This is a genomic window from Pseudomonas sp. WC2, from assembly GCF_050586545.1.
GTDB lineage: Bacteria > Pseudomonadota > Gammaproteobacteria > Pseudomonadales > Pseudomonadaceae > Aquipseudomonas.
The window spans coordinates 65628-82872 of sequence record NZ_JBOBDR010000027.1 but is presented as its reverse complement, the minus strand read 5'-3'; the positions used below and the strand labels follow the sequence as shown (position 1 = coordinate 82872).

Sequence of the window (17245 nt, the reverse complement as noted above, 5' to 3'; positions counted from 1 at the left end):
GGGTATTGCTTTTACTTGTTGAGCAATTCCAGACGCTGACGAATCGACGCTTCGATCCCGGCCTCATCCAGCCCACACTCCGCCAGCATCTGCGCCGGTTTCGCGTGCTCTACGTAAACATCCGGCAAGCCCAGATGCAGCATCGACTTGAGGATGTTCTCCCGCGCCAGGAACTCGCTGACCGCGCCACCGGCACCGCCCATGATCGCGTTTTCTTCGATGGTGACCAGCAACTCGTGGCTGCCGGCGATCTCGCGCACCAGCGCTTCATCCAGTGGTTTGACGAAACGCATGTCGACCACGGTGGCGTCCAGCTTCTCGGCGACTTTCAGCGCTTCGGCCAGTTGCACGCCGAACACCAGCAGGGCGACTTTGCTGCCCTGACGACGGACGATGCCCTTACCGATTTCTATCGGTTCGAGATCTTTGTCGATGGTCGCATTCGGGCCACTGCCACGTGGATAACGCACCGCCGCCGGGCCGTTGTAGAGGTGGCCGGTGGTGAGCATTTTGCGCAGTTCGTTTTCATCGCTCGGGGTCATGATGACCATGCCCGGGATGCAGCGCAGGTACGACAGGTCGAAGCTGCCAGCGTGGGTCGGGCCGTCTTCGCCGACCAGACCGGCACGGTCAATGGCGAACAGCACGTCGAGGTTTTGCACCGCAACGTCATGCACCAGTTGATCGTAACCACGCTGCAGGAACGTCGAGTAGATTGCCACCACCGGTTTTGCGCCTTCGCAGGCCATGCCGGCGGCGAAGGTCACCGCGTGCTGCTCGGCAATCGCCACGTCGAAGTAGCGCAGCGGGAAGCGTTCGCTGAACGCCACCAGATCCGAGCCTTCCTTCATCGCCGGGGTAATCCCGACCAAGCGCGGATCAGCCGCCGCCATGTCGCACAACCACTCGCCGAACACCGCCGAATACTTCGGCCCGCTGGCCTGCTTCGGCGCAGCGGCCGGGGCGTCCAGTGGTTCCAGTTTGGTGATGGCGTGGTAACCGATCGGGTCGACTTCCGCCGGGGCGAAGCCTTTGCCTTTCTTGGTCACGATGTGCAGGAACTGCGGGCCTTTGAGATCACGCATGTTGCGCAGCGTGGCGATCAGGGTCGGCAGGTCGTGGCCATCAATCGGGCCGATGTAGTTCCAGCCCAGTTCTTCGAACAGGGTGCCGGGAACCAGCATGCCTTTGGCATATTCTTCGGTACGACGGGCGATTTCCCAGGCGCCGGGCAGGCGCGACAGGACTTTTTTGCTGCCTTCACGCATGCTCGCGTAAGTGCGGCTGGAAAGGATCTTCGCCAGATAATTCGACAGGCCGCCGACGTTGCGCGAGATCGACATGTCGTTGTCGTTGAGGATCACCAGCATGTTGGCGTTCACTTCCGGCGCGTGGTTCAGCGCCTCGAAAGCCATACCGGCGGTCAACGCACCGTCGCCGATCACTGCGATTGCCTTGCGATCACTGTTCTGCAGGCGGGCGGCGATCGCCATGCCCAGCGCAGCGCTGATCGAGGTGCTGGAGTGGCCGACGCCAAAGGTGTCGTACTCGCTCTCGGCCCGACGCGGGAAAGCGGCGATGCCGTCCTTCTGACGCAGGCTGCCCATGCGCTCGCGGCGACCGGTAAGGATCTTGTGCGGATACGCCTGATGACCAACGTCCCACAGCAGACGGTCGTCCGGCGTGTCGAAGACGTAATGCAACGCGATGGTCAGCTCGATCACGCCCAGGCCTGCACCGAAATGCCCACCGGTCTGACCGACCGTGTAGAGCAATTCCAGGCGCAACTCATCGGCCAGGGTTTCCAGCTCGGCTTCGCCTAACCGGCGCAGGCCGTCCGGCGTGTTCGCGCGGTCGAGCAGGGGCGTGGTCGGGCGCTTGCGGGGAATCTCATGAAACGTCGTGGGCATCAGGCGAATCGTTATAGGTATAGAAGATGCGGCAGTTTACCTGATGCATCGCCCCCTGCCCACGCGTTGGTCTTTTTTGGCGGATTCGCCGTCAGCTGCGACGCTCGACGATATACCGGGCCAGCTCGCGCAAGGGCTCGGCTGCCGCGTCAAACGGTCGCAGGGCGTGCAGGGCCTGATCGCGCAGTTCCAGCGCGTAGGCTTTGGCCGCGTCAAGACCGAGCAGGGCCGGGTAGGTTGGCTTGTCCCGGGCAATGTCGGCGCCCTGGCGTTTACCGAGGGTTTCGGTATCGCTTTCGACGTCAAGGATGTCGTCCTGCACCTGGAAGGCGAGGCCGATGGCCTGGGCGTAAGTCTGCAGGGCGCGCAGTTCGTCCGGCTCGGCACGGCCGCTGGCCAGGGCGCCGAGTTTGACGCTGACTTCGATCAGCGCGCCGGTTTTGTGCCGGTGCATCTGTTCGAGGGCTTTTTGGTCGAGTTTGAGGCCGACCGAACCAAGGTCGATGGCCTGACCGCCAACCATACCCGCCGGGCCGGCGGCATGCGCCAGCGCGGTGACCATTTGCAGGCGAGTGTCGCTGCTGCAATCGCTCAGGCGCGGGTCGAGCAGGGCGCTGAACGCCAGACTCTGCAAACCATCACCGGCAAGAATCGCGCAGGCTTCATCGAATTTCTTGTGGGTGGTCGGCTGGCCGCGACGCAGATCGTCATCGTCCATGGCCGGCAAATCGTCGTGCACCAGCGAATAAGCGTGGATCAGCTCGACCGCGCAAGCTGCGCCGTTGGCTTGTTCAGCCTTGCCGCCGAGGGCTTCGCACGCCGCGTAGGCCAGCAGCGGACGTACGCGTTTGCCACCGTTCATCACGCTGTAGCGCATGGCTTCGTAAAGGCGCGCCAGTTCCGGCAGCGGCGCATTGAACAGGGTTTCCAGCGCCGCATTGACCCGGGCCTGGCTGGTCGCCGTATACGCTGCAATCATTCTGGCTGTTCCGCGTCGAAGGGTTCCTCGGCGAGTTCGCCATCGCGCTCCAGCAGCACTTGCACCTTCTGCTCGGCTTGCGCCAGCGCTGCCTGGCAATCACGGGTCAGACCGATGCCCTGCTCGAAAGCGGTCAGCGAGTCTTCCAGCGACAATTCACCGTTCTCCAGACGTTCGACCAATGTTTGCAGGTCGGCGAGGGATTGTTCGAAATCCAGTGCAGCTTTTTTGCGGGCCATGGCGGCGATTTCCGGTTGACGTTAAACCGGCGCGACACTAGCAGATAGGGGGGTTATGGGCAAATGAGCGGGCCGATCAAGGCTGCGTGAAAACTCTGCTGTTATTCAGTCAGTCCAGGATTTATTCGGCTCATTTTGTGAGCCGAATAACCTCGCTATTCGGCTCACGCCTTTCCAAAGTCCGATTTCCTACAGTTAATGCACCTGTATCCGATTGTTAAAAAACCGCCGAATCGCTAATCTTCGCGCCTTCTACGACCCGGCAGTCATGGGTCTTTCAGACGAAACGCAGTTTCACCGCTGTGAAGTACCGAGGATCGGGTGCAAGGTTTCGTTTCAGGCATGGCAGGAGGCATCACATGCGTTCACTTCTTTTGCTGTTGATCGGCCTGGCCAGTGCGCCTGCGCTGTGTGCGGCGCCGAGCGCTGAACTGTCGGAACCAGTGGGCGGCTGGCGCTATCACGGCTTGCTCGATCGCACGGAAAACCCGCAAGTCGCCTATCCCACGCCGCCGATCGATCGCGGCATCCAGCGCAACCGCACGATGATTCAGGGCCAGCTCAAGGCCATTGGGCATATGCGCCCGCCGCACAGCCTTGCGGTGAATGGCAACCCCCTGAATCTTTACATCGACGACCAGGGCCGTTTCGCCCGGCCGTACGCGTTCGGCGCTGGCTCCAACAGCGTTGAGGTGATCAGCGCCGAAGGCCAGTCGCTCAAGCGCGTGCAATTTTATGAAGCAAACCATTTGCGCACGCCGGCGCGTATTCGTCTTGTCTTGGGATGGGACGATCCGAAGGCGGAGCTTGATCTGCACATTGTCACGCCCGACGGCCAGCATGCGTTCTGGGCGCAGCCGGCGCTGAGCAATGGCGGCGGCCTCGACCCGGATGGCGTCGATGGCCCCGGCCCGGAAATGTTCACCATGACCGCGCCGCTGCATGGCACCTATCTGGTTTACGTCAACTATTGGGGCAACTTCGGCAACGGCGGCTATAACTTCGAGGAGACCAGCAACCAGAACGAGGTGATCACCTCGCAAATCACGCTGGTGCTCAACGAAAACACCGTCGACGAAAAACGCGAGACGTTCATCGTGCCGCTGCGGGCGATCGGTGATCTGCTGCTGGTCAAGACTTTCAACTATTAATAAGCATCCCGCTGCACGGATGAAATCGGGCTTTGAAAAGATGAGCGAAAACACTGTGACTTCGGCTGTCGAAACGCCAGCGGCCAAACCTTCGCGACGCTGGCCGTTGCTCCTGGCCGGGTTGTGCCTGGTGGCCGGCGTGGCGGGTGGTTTTGGCTGGCTGCTGCTCAAGCCCAAGGCCCCGGCGGCGGCATTGGCCGGTGACAAGCTCGGCCTGAGCCGTCCGGATGCATTGCTGGAAACCCGCTCCCTGAGCCAGTTGCCCAAAGACCTGCTGACGGTGCCGTTCCTCAAGGCCACGCTCACCGAAGACTTCGTCTTCTATTACGAGACTCATGCCGACCGCCTCGGGCTGATCGGCAGCCTGCGCCGGATCATCTACGAGCATGACCTGAAGTTGCAGGACAGCCTGATTGAACAGCTTTTTGACCAGCCTGCCGATGTTGCGCTGTGGCGCGGGGCGGATGGTCGCTTGAAGGATTTCCTGCTGGTGATGGACCGTGGCGGGCTGGCCAAATTGCTTGAGCCATTGGCAAAGGTTGCGCTGGATGACACTCAGCTCAGCGTTTTCGGGAATCTCAAGGTTGGCAGTGACGAGGTGCCGCTGTACCAGTTGAGCTACAACGCCAGCAAGTCGCTGCTGTTCGCTTCGCGCGGCGACAAATTGGTGGTGCTGTCCAACCCCGCCAAATATTACGATCCTGAAAGCGGCGCCTCCGAAGAGTCCGGCCATGTCTCGCCACAAGCGCTGGCCGCGCTGCTCAACGGCGAAAAACTGTTCCCTGAAGCGTTCGGTCTGCCGGCGAAAACCCCGGAAACCAAACAGCGTCTGTCGGTGAATTCCAGCGTCCTCGCTATGGGTTATCAGCGCTTCATCCCGAATTTCGCCGGGCTGCGTTTCGACATGGATGACAAGGGCTGGCACAGCTATCTCGCCATGGACGAATTGGAGAACCAACCCGACTTCGACTTCAAACCGGTATGGCAAGCGATGCCGCTGGGTGCCAGTGCCTGCGTAACCTTGCCGGTCGCTGCTGAGCCGCAAAAGCCATTGCTGGTCAAACTCGGCGCTGAAGAAGCGGTGGCGCAAACCCTCACCGAACACGTGGCCGGCGCGGCAGGCCTGTGCTGGTACGCCGATTCGCGTTTGTACACGCCGTTGCTGGTGGCCAGTCTGAAAGATGAGGACAGCAGCAAACTCGACGGCGACCTCGGCAAACTGTTCGGTTCGATGGTCGGTGCGTTCGAGGCGAACGTCGAAGAAAGCGTGTTCCCGGTGGTCGAGAAACAGGAAGGCCAGAACCACGTCTGGCAGCGTCAGGTCAGTTCCAACTTCGGCCCTTATGCGGCGAAGACTGCCGAGAACCCCGACGCGATTTCCGGCAAGGCGTTCATGAAAGTCAGCCTCGCCCGCCACGGTTCGACGCTGCTGTTTTCCCTCGACGACAAACTGGTCGACAAGGCTCTCGGCACCCTCGACAAGCGCTTCCCGCCAATGGCCGACGTGCTGCCTAAAGATGTGCTGATGCCAATCTATTTCGGCCCGGATTCGATGGCGCAACTGATGCAGCAGGAAACTCTCGACAGCCTGCCGCAGGACATGGAACCCGTGTTCTACAACGCTGCGCAAACCTACCTGATCCCGAAACTGCGCACCCTCGGCGGCTACGGCAAATACGCGCTGACCCTGCCCGAAGGCAGCGAGCCTGACGGCCATTGGCAATGGCTGCCGCTGGAATGGAAAGCGCTGTGACCACACTGATCCGCAGCCTCGGCCTGCTCGCGCTGTTACTAAGCGCGGGCGCCCGCGCCGTTGAAGCACCTGCACTGGATCCGGCGCAATCCCAGGTGTTTCGCGCCTGGTTCGTGCGCATCGCCCAGGAACAACTGAGCCAAGGTCCGAGTCCGCGCTGGTATCAGCAGGATTGCGCCGGGCTGGTGCGTTTTGCCGCCAACGAAGCGCTGAAAGTCCACGACGATAAATGGCTGCGCAGCAATGGCCTGTCCAATCGTTATCTGCCGCCGGAACTGTCGCTCAGGGACGAGCAGCGCAAGCTCGCCCAGCAATGGCAGCAGGGTGGCGGCAAGGTCGGGCCGTACGTCAACGCGATCAAACTGATTCAGTTCAACAGCCATCTGGTCAGCCGCGATGTGTCGCAGGCGCGGCCCGGCGACCTGATGTTTTTCGATCAGGGCGACGACCAGCACCTGATGATCTGGATGGGCCGCTACATCGCCTATCACACCGGCACCACCACCCCGACTGACAACGGCATGCGTTCGGCAAGCCTGCAGCAACTCATGACATGGAAGGACACCCGATGGATACCCGACGCAGCCAACCCCAACTTCATCGGCGTCTATCGACTGAACTTTCTCTCCCAATGACCGGTGCCCGCATGTTGCGAATCTGCTCCCGAATTCCTTTGCTGCTGGCGCTGTTACTGCCAATGGCCACCGTCAGCGCTGAAGATTCGGTCGAGCCGAGCGGTTACACGCCGGTCTCGGGTGAAAGCTTCTTCCTGCTCGCCGACAGTAGTTTCGCGGCGGACGAGCAGGCGATGGTGCGCCTCGAAGCGCCGGGCCGTGATTACCGTCGCTTCCGCATGGAACCGTATGGCGGCGCCGACATTCGTGTGTATCGCATCGACAAGCCGCTGGATTTCCTCAAGCGCCAGAAGAACCTGCACCGTGTGGTCAGCGACGGCCAGTTCAAGGGCGAAGGCCTGTCCAACACCCTCGCGTACCTGTGGGACAACTGGTACCGCAAATCCCGTCGGGTGATGCAGCGCGCGTTCTCCTATGAATCGCGCAAACAAGTTACCGAGGAAGTGCCGGAACTGAAGATGGGCAACGCCATCGCCGCGCCGACGCCGTACGATGCGCAGCCGCAATTCGCGCTGATTCCGGGTCTGCCGGTGGTCAGCCAATTCCGTTATCCGCTGTGGCAGGCCAAGCCGATTCAGCCGCCAGCCGGGGTCAATCTGGCCGGTTCTTCGAGCGATTTTGTCAGCGTCGCGCCGGGCAACGTTTATATCCCGCTGGGCAACCTGAAACCGGGTCTGTATCTCGTTGAAGCGCTGATCGGCAAGTACCGCGCGACCACCATTGTGTTTGTCTCCAACACCGTCGCGGTGAGCAAGATTGCTGGCGATGAATTGCTGGTCTGGGCTGCGCGCAAACACGAAGGCAGTTCGGTACCCAAGGTTAATGTCCTGTGGACGGATGGCCTCGGCGTGATGAGCAGCGGCGCGACTGATGCCGATGGTTTGCTGCGCCTGAAACATGTCAGCCCTGAGCGTTCGTTCGTCATCGGCGAGGACGAAGAGGGTGGGGTGTTTGTCTCCGAGAACTTCTATTACGACAGCGAAATCTACGACACCAAACTCTATGCGTTCACCGACCGGCCGCTGTATCGCCCGGGGGATTGGGTGTCGCTGAAAATCGTCGGTCGCGAATTCAAGAATGCGCGGGATTCGGTGTTACCGGGCGCAGCGGACGTCAACGTCAGCGTGCTAGATGCCACGGGTACCGAATTGCAAACGCTGGATTTGAAATTGGATTCCAAAGCCGGCACTCAAGGCCGCTTCCAGCTGCCGGACAACGCGGTGGCGGGCGGTTACGAGATTCGTTTCAACTACAAGGATCAGGCCTACAGCAGCGCCTTCCGTGTGGCGGAATACATCAAGCCGCACTTCGAGATTTCGCTGAATCTGGCCAAACAGGATTACCGCACCGGCGAGCCGGTCAAAGGCAGCCTGGTGTTGCTGTATCCGGACGGCAAACCGGTGGCCAACGCGAAACTGACCCTGAGCCTGCGTGCCCAGCAACTGTCGATGGTCGACAACGAACTGCAATACCTCGGGCAATTCCCGGTGGAACTGACCAGCACCGAACTGACCACCGACAGCAAAGGCAACGCGACCCTCGACCTGCCCGCCGCCGACAAGCCGAGCCGCTACATGCTTACCGTGTTTGCCAGCGATGGCGCGGCGTATCGGGTCAAGACCACCAAAGAAATCCTCATCGACCGTGGCGCGGCGAGCTTCCGTTTGAGCGCGCCGCAACGCTTCAGCGCGGTCGGTGACAAAGTCGCGTTCAGCTACGCCAACGAGGGCGGCACCGGGCAAAGCAAAGCGGTAACGCCGAGCACCTATGGCTGGGTGCGTCTGGAAGACCAGAGCACCGGCGAAGGCAAGCTGGCGGCGACGGACAAAGGCTTCAGTCTGGCGTTTGATCGTCCCGGCACTTACAACCTGACCTTGAAAGATCAACACGGTCGCGTCCTTGGCGCCACCGGTCATTCGGTCACTGGCGATGGTGTGAAAGCGGTGCCGGGCACTGTGGAAATAGTCCTCGACAAACCCGAGTACAAGGCTGGCGATGAAGCGCTGGCACTGATCACCTTCCCGGAACCGGTCAGCGATGCATTGCTCTCGCTGGAACGCGACAAGGTCGAAGCAACTGCTTTGCTCGCCAAGGGCGGCGACTGGTTGAAGCTGGAGAAACTCAGCGAAACGCAATACCGCGCGCGTATTCCGGTGAAGGATAACTTCGCGCCGAACCTGACCTTCTCCGTGCTCTACACCAAGGGCGGTCAGTACAGCTTCCAGAACGCCGGAATCAAAGTGGTTGCGCCGCAAATCGACGTGGCGATCAGCACCGACAAAGCGGTGTATCTGCCCGGCGATACGGTCACGGTTGACCTGACCACGCAGTTCGCCGGCAAGGCGGTTCCGGCGCATCTGACCGTCAGCGTTGTCGACGAAATGGTCTACGCGCTGCAACCGGAAGTTGCGCCGACCATCGACCAGTTCTTCTATCACCCGCGCCGTAACAATGTGCGCACCAGCGCCAGCTTGTCGTTCATCAGTTACGACGTCGCGTTGCCGGGCAGCCCTGGCGCACCGGGCAAAGCCAACCGCAGCGAACGCGGCGTGAAAGTGCTGGAGCGTCCGCGTCGTGAAGACGTCGACACCGCCGCGTGGCAGCCGGAGTTGTTGACCGGTGCCGACGGCAAAACCCGCTTCACCTTCAAGATGCCGGACTCGCTGACCCGCTGGCGCATCACCGCTCGCGCTATTGCCGATGACGGTCAGGTCGGGCAGAAGAAGCAGTTCGTGCGCTCGGAAAAACCGCTGTACCTGAAGTGGAGCGGCCCAAGCAAATTCCGCAAGGGCGATCAGCCGCAACTCGGAGTGTTCGCGTTCAGTCAGGCCGAGAAACCGGTCAAGGCTGAACTGGTCACTCATTACGCTGGCGCCGAACAACGCCTTCCGGTAACTCTGAACAACGGCATCAATTACCTGCCGCTGCCGGCGTTCGCCTTGGCTTCCGGCGAATGGACGGCGGAGTTGGTGCAGGACGGCAAAACCGCCGACGCCCTCGCCGTGCGCCTGAGCGCGACCGGTGATGGCTGGCAAGTGACGCAGACGCAAAGCCTTGATGTCGCCAGTGGTGAGATGCCGTTGAGTCTGCCAGCGGATGCCACGGATATTCGCCTACGCCTGGATGACAGCCCGCAAGCGTTGTTCCGCTCGGCACTCGATGATCTGCTCAGCTATCCGTACGGCGGCGTCGAGCAGACGGCCAGTCGTTTGCTGCCGCTGAGCATCGCCTATCCATCACTGGCATCGAATCCGCAGGTCCGCGATCGCTTGCGCCTGATCATGCAGAACAGCCGTCTGCGCCTGGTGCAAATGGCCGGGCCATCGGCGAGCTTCACCTGGTGGGGGTACGACGGTGAGCCGGATGCGTTTCTCACGGCTTACGCCTACTACGCCGACTATAACGCCAGCCAGGTTCTGGAACTGACCTTGCCGCCGGAGCACTGGCAGCGTGTGTTGGAGGTGTATGCCAAGCAAGCGCCGAATACGCCGTTGCTGCAACGGGCGCTGATTCTGTCGTTCGCCAAGCAGATGCATTTGCCGGTGAACACGTTGCTTAGCGGCTTGATGGAGGATCTGGCCAAGGTCGGTGAAGGCAATGCGCAAACCATGCTCGACGATGGCGAAGACAGTCTGGTGATGAGCGATCCAGACTCGGCGCTCGGTCTGGCAGCGGCGCGAGTGTTGACCGCAGCGCTGGCCACGCAGTCGAAAGTGGCCTTGCCGGACGCGTTCAATCGTCAGGTGGGCGCTGCACAACAGCGCCTGTCGGTCAGTTCGCAGCCGTTCGCCGAAGCGCTGAACCTGTCGCTGCAACCGTTCGATCAGGCGCGTGCGCAAGCGTTGCTGCAACGGCTGTTGCCGCAGCAATCGACCCTCGAACGTGCGCTGGCACTGACTTGGTTGCAACGCAGCATCGCCCAGGCTTCGCCGACCATCGCTCTGACACCGGGTGAAGGCTGGAAGAAGAACTACGGTGCCAGCGGTGAGATGTATTGGACTTGGCAAGGCGCGACGCCAGTGCCGAATATGTTGACAGTGTCCGGTACGCAAGAGCGTCCGCTACGTGCAGCGTTGAGCTTCCAGACCCAACAACCTGCGGTCGATCCGATGGCCGTGACCATCACCCGTCGCCTGTCGCGGTTGGTGCCGGGTGATGAAGCGTTTACGTTCAAACTGGAGCCTATCGGCACCAGGCCGCTGTCTAGCGACAGCCTGTATCTGGACGAAGTGATCCTCACCAGCAAAGCGCCGAAACCGCTGCGCTACGGCATGCTCGAAGTGCCGCTGCCGCCGGGCGCCGATGTTGAGCGCACGACGTGGGGCATCAAGTTGCAGGGCAAGGACGGCACCGAGCCGACCGCGCTGGAGAAAGCGCGTTTCGAACCGGGCCAGTTGGCTTACGCGGTGCCGGTCGATGCGTTGAGCGGCGAGTTGCGCCTGCGTCATCTGGTGCGGTTCTCGCAGAAGGGCCAGTTCAATCTGCCGCCGGTGCGTTTCACTCAGGTGTACGCGCCGCAGCATCAGGCCCAGGAAGCGAAAGCCGCCCTCGGTCAGGTCACGGTCAACTGACATGAGCCGGCCGCTGCTGTGGCTGCTGATGTGTGTGATCCCTGCGCTGGCGACGGCGCAGGACGAGCCGTTGCGCGTGGCCTATAAGGGCGAATTGTTGTCGTTGAGTCAGACGCAACTGATCAAGCGTGAACCGTTGCCGTCATCTCTGGATACGCCGCTGGGGAGTCTGTGGAAGGTGTTTGTCTACGCCTGGCTGGTCGATACCGGCGCGCGGGAACCTGCGTATGAATGTCGCGGGCAGTCCAGGGAAGAGGTTTATTGCTGTTCGGCGGGCGGTAAAATCGAGCGGGATCAGGCGTTGGTGAAATCCTGCGGGTTGTATTTTGAACCTGCGCGATTGGGTATTGCGGCAGCAGATTGGCGGACATATTGGCAGGCGCGGCAGGCGCCGTCGTGGTTGCTGGATCTGCCGTCGGTGCAACCGGCTCAACGGGTTTCCGTGGTTGAGTTGCTGAAGGTTTTAGCCTCTTTGCCGGCGCAGGATCAGGCGCGTCGAGTGCTGCTGGATGTGGTGCTGAATGCGGCGGACGGTGATGTCGTCGGTGAACTGGGCGGGCGTCTGCGGGTGAAAACCTGGAGCTGGCTTGGCGATCAGGATCCGCAGTCGCGGCAGGGTGGTTTCGCCGGTTGGACGGCCGATGGTTCACCGGTTTGGGCGGGAGGGCGCGGTACCAGTCAGATGGTTTTACGTCATTACGGTCAGGCACTGGCGACCGTGCTACCTGCGCCTTGGCCGGCAGAGGCGGGACGTTGCGTTGAAGTCGATCTGTTCTCACGCTATCCGCTCAAGCGTGTATCGGCTGGCGAGCGAGTGGTGAGTTCCGGCCCGTTGCAAGGCGATTACCGAGTCGAATTCGCTAACGGCAACGCGCTGGATATCCACAGCGATGGCGAATTGTTTCTGCTCAACGACAAACTCGTCGCAAGGCTTGATCGCGAAGAATACGTCGCCCGCGTTCTGGAGCGTGAGGCTAAACCCGAACCTGCCGAAGCCGCCAAAGCCCTCGCCATTGCAATCCGCACGTACTTACTGCAAAACGCTGCGCGCAATGGCGACTGCCTGAGCATCGAAGACAGCAGCACTCGCCAACGCGTCGCACCGCGCCCGGCCTCCGCTGACTCACGCAGCATCGCCGCATGGACGGCAGACCTGGTTTTGGCAGGTAGCACGGTCACCTACCACTCCGACCAGCCGGGCCCGGACAAACTCGCCTGGCAACAAGCTGTCGAGCAAGCCAATGCCGGTCAGCGCTACGACGCGATTCTCCTGCACGCCTATCCGCGCGCCAGCCTCAGCCGCTGGGACAACCCGGTCGCCTCCTGCGAAGCGCTGCCCGCCGCGCAGGACTGGCTGCAGAAACAACGTCGCGGCTGGCGTCCGAAGCTGGAAAGCGAAACCGGCTACAACGAAGTCGGCACTTTCGCTGTATGCAAGCTCGTTTTCGGTCGCCCCTTCGTTGATCGCGAACGTCAGCGTATCTACGTGCGCGGCGTGCTGACCTTGCAGGATCGTCTCGACCTGACCCACGAATATCTGCACCTGGCTTTTGAAGCACACCCCAACGGCCAGGATGAAACCTACATCGAAGGGCTCGCCCGTCACCTTTTGCTGGAATAGACCATGACACTTCGTTATCCACAGGTCTTGCTGCTGCTCTGCACGTTGACCGCGCTATCGCCGGCCTTCGCCGCGGACAGCGTCAAACTCGACACTCCGGTCGGCGGTTGGCGCAGCGGCGCGTCGGAAGGCGAGGGCGAAAACTTCCGCCAGACCGTCAACTACCCGGCCTCGTCGGTCAACACCCCGGTCGGCCAAGCCAACACCGCACGCATCAGCGGCGATATCAAGGCCTCGCCCAAGAGCAACGAGCCCGGACGCCTTATCGTCAACGGCGTCAGCATGCCGCTGAAAATCGACGACAGCGGCCACTTCGACCGCCCGTTCTCCTTCCCCAACGGCAGCAACAGCGTCGAAGTGCGCAGCCCGGACGGCCAGCAACGTCATCGCACACAATTCCTCAACAGCAGCGGCGGCGCCACCCCAGCGAAACTGCGCGTACTGCTGGCGTGGGACAGCGACGGCACCGACCTCGACCTGCACCTCGTCACCCCCGACGGCGCACACATCTGGTACGGCAACCGCGTCGCCCCTAACGGCGCCGCCCTCGACGTCGACGTCACCACTGGCTACGGCCCGGAAATTTTCGCCATGCCGGCGCCGATCAAGGGGCAGTATCTGGTGTATGTGAATTATTACGGTGGGGGTTATCGCGGGGATGACGAGGGCGGTGATGAAGCCGTGCAACCGTTGACCACCGCGCAGGTGACGGTGATTACCGAAGAGGGTACGCCGAGCGAGAAGATGGAGACGTTTATGATACCGATGCGCGCGGTGGGGGAGTTGACGTTAGTGAAGTCGTTTAGTTACCCGTGAGCCCTCGGCTAATCAGCGAATACTCCGCAAAGCGCATTGCCCTGATAACCATGAACAATCGGCCCGAGAATCATTAAGGGCCCGCATGCATAGAAAGGGGACGCTACCTTTCGTTTTGAATTGAGCAACACGACTTCATCGCCAAACTCGTCTTCGCCAAAGGATTGTTCGGAGTACGACGTGCATACCGGCAACATCAACGGCACAGGAATCACCAGTGCCCACACCGTGATACCGCACCATTCGCGGGTGGGTGTCGATCTTACGTTTCTGGTGATGTTCGCAGTGATCGAGCGCGCACTGAGGGCTTTCTGCTCATCCGTTCTAAGCGTGGTCTTCTCCGGCAGGGCCACAATGGCGCCGACGCAGCCGGAGAGGCAAAGGCCTATTACGGCGGCCATAACTGTCGACTTTAGGGCTGAGCGATAGTCGAGCGGCACGTTTTACTTTCCTTGTAAGCGTGAGGGGGGCTGACGAAGCACTTTCTTTCAGGCATTAAAAAGCCGGCTTGTGGCCGGCATTCTCCTCTTCCGCAGCTTTTCGCATGTTTCCTCGAAGCCTAGATTTTACGGGGCTTTGAGCCTACTATCAGATCGTAAATGTCCGTTCTAAATCGCAGCATGCCGCGATTTAGGTGTGGGTCAAGGTGTGGGTCGGAATGGTGGGGGCTTTATGGGCAAGCTGACAATCAAGGCAATCGAATCACTTGTCCGGTCTGGAGACGCAGGTAAAACCAACGACGGTGATGGTCTGTATTTCCAGATAAGCAAAGCTGGGGTGTCTAGTTGGATTTTCCGTTACAAGCATGAAGGCAAAGCCCGTGAAATGGGCCTCGGCCCGTATCCAACCGTGACTCTTGCGAAGGCCCGCGAACTGGCTGCAGATCAACGCAAGGTCTTGGCTGCTGGCAATGATCCTCTGGCCGCCCGTGATTTCGAACGAGAAGTGAGGCGCGAAGCGGAGCGACAAGCGCAATCGCGCCGTGTGACCTTTGAGTCGCTCGCGACCGAATACAGGAACGCTCATGGTTCCACATGGTCGGAAAAGTGGCGTAAAGGTTGGCTGCGAAAACTGGAGCTGTATGCCTTCCCCATCATCGGCAAGCTGCCTGCTGCTGAGATCCAGACCGAGCAGGTTCTGAAAGTACTTCGCCCCATCTGGGCTACTAAGACCCGCACCGCCGACGAGGTGCGTGGACAAATTGAGCAGGTACTTGATGCCGCAAAAGCGCACAAGCTGCGCGATGGCGATAATCCGGCATGCTGGCGCGGGCATCTGGACAGCCTGCTGAGCAAGGTGGAAAAGAAAAAGGCTCGCCAGCGTCAGCATTTCCCAGCAATGAAGTGGAAGGATGTGCCGACGCTTATGGTCAAGCTGGCGACGAACGAATCTCGCGACTCTGTGGCGGCCCGCCTGCTGATCCTCACAGGCGCCCGTGCGCTCATGGTTCGCTTTGCAAAATGGTCGGAGTTCGACTTGAAGGCCGGTATCTGGTCGCTGCCTGCCGAGCGGATGAAAATGCGCCAAGCCTTCAATATTCCCTTGGCTCCCGAGGTTGTCGAGCTGCTGGAAGGCCTGCCGCGCGACGAGGACAACTCGCACCTATTCCCTGGTCAAGGCAAGACAGGCGTTATGCATGCCAACGCCATCCGCAATCTGTTGCACGGACTCGGGCATGATGACGTCACTCGTCATGGTTTTCGGTCGAGCTTCCGTGACTGGGCAAGCGAATACACTCAGTATCCTCGTGAAGTCTGCGAACTGGCCTTGGCCCACGACGAGCGTGACCAGACCGAGGCCGCCTATTCTCGATCTGATTTCATCGACAAGCGCCGCGCCTTGATGGCTGATTGGGCGAAATTCATTACCACGCCGCCAGCGTCAAACGTCATTCAAGGCGACTTCAAGCGCGCCTAACCAAGTTATGACCAGTCTAGTCCGACGGGGCGAAAAGCGAGATTACCTACCTCGTTGGCTGGTCGCCTTTTTTGTGTAGGTTGCCTGTGGAGGCGCAGCAGTGGCCAAAATTACAAGACTGCAAAATCTGCCAGGGTGGTTCGACCTAAAGAAATACAAGGGAGCTGAATCGTTCAGGGCGTTTGAGTGGATGAAACAACTTGAGCGACGCAGTGATCTTCTGAGGCACTACCCTGGGGGTGACTACTCTCAAGACGTACCGGAACTCCTTCAAGATACTCTCTGCATGACGTGGCAGCGGGGCATGGAAGAAGGGGCAAGTCAGATTTGGGACACTCCTATCGAGGAACAACCAGAAAGCATGCCAAACCAATGGATTTCAGATAGTCCGTGTCTACCTGTCAAACCAGTCAGCATGAATGATCTCGCCAGGCAGATGGCCCGAGACAAGCAGGCTGTGAGAGACGGCAAGGTGAAAAAGAGCCAGTACCATAAGTGGGCGGCAATCAATTCTGAGATTCAACCTCTGCCAGAGCGGTCGCCAGTGATTCCGCTCCTGCACGGAGTCCTTCCCAGTGGCCAAACAACCCCTTTGTCCATCGACTATTACGAAGGTGCCCCAGCCTCGCCTGTTATACAAGTTGATCTAAGCGTACCAGACAGTGTACTGAAAAAAGCATTCGCGGCATTGCTGAAAGAGGCTAGGGCCGCGCAGTCCTGCGGGCCGAAGGGGAAAAATAAGATGTATGACCGATGGGTTCGCTATGGCTTGTTGCCGTATCTTGACCTTCGGATTTGGGAGCTTTTGACCGGCAACCGCATCAATCGTGTTGTGATGGCCGATGCGGTCGGTTATGTCAAAGGCGACAGCTCGTTCAACAATACAGTCGTTCCGCTGGCTAATGGTCTGATGCGCGACCTGTCAGAACTCAGAGCTCTAGCCGCCGTCGAAGCTGTGACTCAAGCTCCGGCTGATTCGGTAGTTTTCGAGGACTGAAATTTTCCGTAAGTTTTTGATCGATAAAACTTGGATCGAAATCGCCCGCTTTGGTCTATTCAATGCGTAGCCATCCGCAGCGCGAGCTGCAAAGTCGAAAGGAAGACGAAGATGGCCGCACCCAACCAAGCACACGCCGCACAAGTAGTCACGCAACGCGCAGAGCGCGCCCAGCGCCGCATCCTGCGCTTGCCGACTGTGAAAGAAGTCACCGGCTTGGGCCGCACCAAAATCTATGACCTGATGAAAGAGGGCCGTTTTCCTAAGGCCCGGCGGATCGCTGGCGCCCATGCGGTAGGCTGGGACTCGCTGGAGGTAGATGCTTGGATTTCCGAGCAACTGGGGGAGTGTCAGTAATGAAGAATGGCCACCCCCTTTGCTGGCAGAGCGGCCGCACTTGCGGCTGGATTATCAGTCTGATCAAGCGCCTGTTCCTTTGTGGCTCCGTCTCCAGCCCGCTGATTACAACGGCGCAGTTCGCCCTGTATTGGTTGGTTTTAGGGGCGATGATGACCAATACCGACTGCCGTATCGAGGATGATGAGAACTTTATCTTCGAAGAGGTCCTTTCGCTGTTTGATGGCTACGTCTGCAGCAGCATTCCGTCCGAATCCGTGGTGTTCGGCAACTTCCTGACCCCGCAGGAGGCGTAACCC

At 60.2% G+C, this 17245-nt stretch carries 14 protein-coding genes; 10 read left to right on the top strand and 4 right to left on the bottom strand.

Going from position 1 to position 17245, the window contains the following annotated elements:
- Window positions 1–11: 11 nt before the first annotated feature.
- From dxs to ACQ4OE_RS25370, 3 genes are all read right to left on the bottom strand, one after another.
- Window positions 12–1910: a 1-deoxy-D-xylulose-5-phosphate synthase gene (gene dxs / locus ACQ4OE_RS25380; RefSeq protein ID WP_430948305.1), complete on the bottom strand. Its 1899-nt coding sequence runs from the start codon at window positions 1908–1910 to the stop codon at window positions 12–14.
- Window positions 1911–2001: 91 nt separating this feature from the next.
- Window positions 2002–2889, bottom strand: coding sequence for a (2E,6E)-farnesyl diphosphate synthase (gene ispA, locus ACQ4OE_RS25375; RefSeq protein ID WP_430948304.1), 888 nt, complete (start codon window positions 2887–2889; stop codon window positions 2002–2004).
- A complete protein-coding gene (locus ACQ4OE_RS25370) occupies window positions 2886–3128 on the bottom strand; it encodes an exodeoxyribonuclease VII small subunit (protein ID WP_003228627.1) in 243 nt (80 codons plus the stop codon). The genes ispA and ACQ4OE_RS25370 overlap by 4 nt, the downstream gene beginning before the upstream one ends.
- A gap of 359 nt (window positions 3129–3487) precedes the next feature.
- On the opposite strand from ACQ4OE_RS25370, the gene ACQ4OE_RS25365 reads away from it, so the two are divergent.
- Genes ACQ4OE_RS25365 through ACQ4OE_RS25340 form a run of 6 tightly spaced genes read left to right on the top strand, consistent with a single transcriptional unit; the run spans window position 3488 to window position 13675 of the window.
- On the top strand, window positions 3488–4279 hold the full coding sequence (locus ACQ4OE_RS25365; RefSeq protein ID WP_430948303.1) for a YfaP family protein: 792 nt from the start codon (window positions 3488–3490) through the stop codon (window positions 4277–4279).
- A 40-nt stretch (window positions 4280–4319) separates the two neighbouring features.
- The gene (locus ACQ4OE_RS25360) at window positions 4320–6032 is read left to right on the top strand and encodes a DUF2138 domain-containing protein (RefSeq protein WP_430948302.1); all 1713 of its coding nucleotides are present in this window, start codon (window positions 4320–4322) and stop codon (window positions 6030–6032) included.
- Entirely contained in the window at window positions 6017–6667 is a 651-nt protein-coding gene (locus tag ACQ4OE_RS25355) for a DUF1175 domain-containing protein (RefSeq protein ID WP_430948307.1), read from the top strand. The genes ACQ4OE_RS25360 and ACQ4OE_RS25355 overlap by 16 nt, the downstream gene beginning before the upstream one ends.
- Complete coding sequence (locus ACQ4OE_RS25350; protein ID WP_430948301.1) at window positions 6664–11238, top strand: alpha-2-macroglobulin family protein; 4575 nt, start codon at window positions 6664–6666, stop codon at window positions 11236–11238. Before ACQ4OE_RS25355 ends, ACQ4OE_RS25350 begins: the two co-directional genes overlap by 4 nt.
- 1 nt (window position 11239) lies before the next feature.
- Window positions 11240–12859 carry a DUF2300 domain-containing protein gene (locus tag ACQ4OE_RS25345; RefSeq protein ID WP_430948300.1) on the top strand — a complete coding sequence of 540 codons (1620 nt, stop codon included), beginning with the start codon at window positions 11240–11242 and terminating at the stop codon, window positions 12857–12859.
- A gap of 3 nt (window positions 12860–12862) precedes the next feature.
- A complete protein-coding gene (locus ACQ4OE_RS25340) occupies window positions 12863–13675 on the top strand; it encodes a YfaP family protein (protein ID WP_430948299.1) in 813 nt (270 codons plus the stop codon).
- A gap of 8 nt (window positions 13676–13683) precedes the next feature.
- Here the strand turns inward: ACQ4OE_RS25340 and ACQ4OE_RS25335 are convergent, their stop codons facing one another.
- Window positions 13684–14115, bottom strand: coding sequence for a hypothetical protein (locus ACQ4OE_RS25335; RefSeq protein WP_430948298.1), 432 nt, complete (start codon window positions 14113–14115; stop codon window positions 13684–13686).
- A 232-nt stretch (window positions 14116–14347) separates the two neighbouring features.
- Here ACQ4OE_RS25335 and ACQ4OE_RS25330 point away from each other — a divergent pair, with 232 nt between their 5' ends.
- The 4 genes from ACQ4OE_RS25330 to ACQ4OE_RS25315 all read left to right on the top strand — a co-directional run bounded on the left by ACQ4OE_RS25330 (window position 14348) and on the right by ACQ4OE_RS25315 (window position 17242).
- The gene (locus ACQ4OE_RS25330) at window positions 14348–15592 is read left to right on the top strand and encodes a tyrosine-type recombinase/integrase (RefSeq protein WP_430948297.1); all 1245 of its coding nucleotides are present in this window, start codon (window positions 14348–14350) and stop codon (window positions 15590–15592) included.
- A 100-nt stretch (window positions 15593–15692) separates the two neighbouring features.
- Window positions 15693–16589 carry a DUF6387 family protein gene (locus ACQ4OE_RS25325; protein WP_430948296.1) on the top strand — a complete coding sequence of 299 codons (897 nt, stop codon included), beginning with the start codon at window positions 15693–15695 and terminating at the stop codon, window positions 16587–16589.
- 111 nt (window positions 16590–16700) lie between these two features.
- Window positions 16701–16946: an AlpA family phage regulatory protein gene (locus ACQ4OE_RS25320; protein WP_430948295.1), complete on the top strand. Its 246-nt coding sequence runs from the start codon at window positions 16701–16703 to the stop codon at window positions 16944–16946.
- Entirely contained in the window at window positions 16946–17242 is a 297-nt protein-coding gene (locus ACQ4OE_RS25315; RefSeq protein ID WP_430948294.1) for a hypothetical protein, read from the top strand. Before ACQ4OE_RS25320 ends, ACQ4OE_RS25315 begins: the two co-directional genes overlap by 1 nt.
- Window positions 17243–17245 lie beyond the last annotated feature (3 nt).

What these genes read in the sequence shown, in the direction of transcription:
- dxs (WP_430948305.1), bottom strand. Translation starts at nt 1,910, where the DNA reads ATGCCCACGACGTTTCATGAGATTCCCCGCAAGCGCCCGACCACGCCC.
- ispA (WP_430948304.1), bottom strand. Translation starts at nt 2,889, where the DNA reads ATGATTGCAGCGTATACGGCGACCAGCCAGGCCCGGGTCAATGCGGCG.
- ACQ4OE_RS25370 (WP_003228627.1), bottom strand. Translation starts at nt 3,128, where the DNA reads ATGGCCCGCAAAAAAGCTGCACTGGATTTCGAACAATCCCTCGCCGAC.
- ACQ4OE_RS25365 (WP_430948303.1), top strand. Translation starts at nt 3,488, where the DNA reads ATGCGTTCACTTCTTTTGCTGTTGATCGGCCTGGCCAGTGCGCCTGCG.
- ACQ4OE_RS25360 (WP_430948302.1), top strand. Translation starts at nt 4,320, where the DNA reads ATGAGCGAAAACACTGTGACTTCGGCTGTCGAAACGCCAGCGGCCAAA.
- ACQ4OE_RS25355 (WP_430948307.1), top strand. Translation starts at nt 6,017, where the DNA reads ATGGAAAGCGCTGTGACCACACTGATCCGCAGCCTCGGCCTGCTCGCG.
- ACQ4OE_RS25350 (WP_430948301.1), top strand. Translation starts at nt 6,664, where the DNA reads ATGACCGGTGCCCGCATGTTGCGAATCTGCTCCCGAATTCCTTTGCTG.
- ACQ4OE_RS25345 (WP_430948300.1), top strand. Translation starts at nt 11,240, where the DNA reads ATGAGCCGGCCGCTGCTGTGGCTGCTGATGTGTGTGATCCCTGCGCTG.
- ACQ4OE_RS25340 (WP_430948299.1), top strand. Translation starts at nt 12,863, where the DNA reads ATGACACTTCGTTATCCACAGGTCTTGCTGCTGCTCTGCACGTTGACC.
- ACQ4OE_RS25330 (WP_430948297.1), top strand. Translation starts at nt 14,348, where the DNA reads ATGGGCAAGCTGACAATCAAGGCAATCGAATCACTTGTCCGGTCTGGA.
- ACQ4OE_RS25320 (WP_430948295.1), top strand. Translation starts at nt 16,701, where the DNA reads ATGGCCGCACCCAACCAAGCACACGCCGCACAAGTAGTCACGCAACGC.
- ACQ4OE_RS25315 (WP_430948294.1), top strand. Translation starts at nt 16,946, where the DNA reads ATGAAGAATGGCCACCCCCTTTGCTGGCAGAGCGGCCGCACTTGCGGC.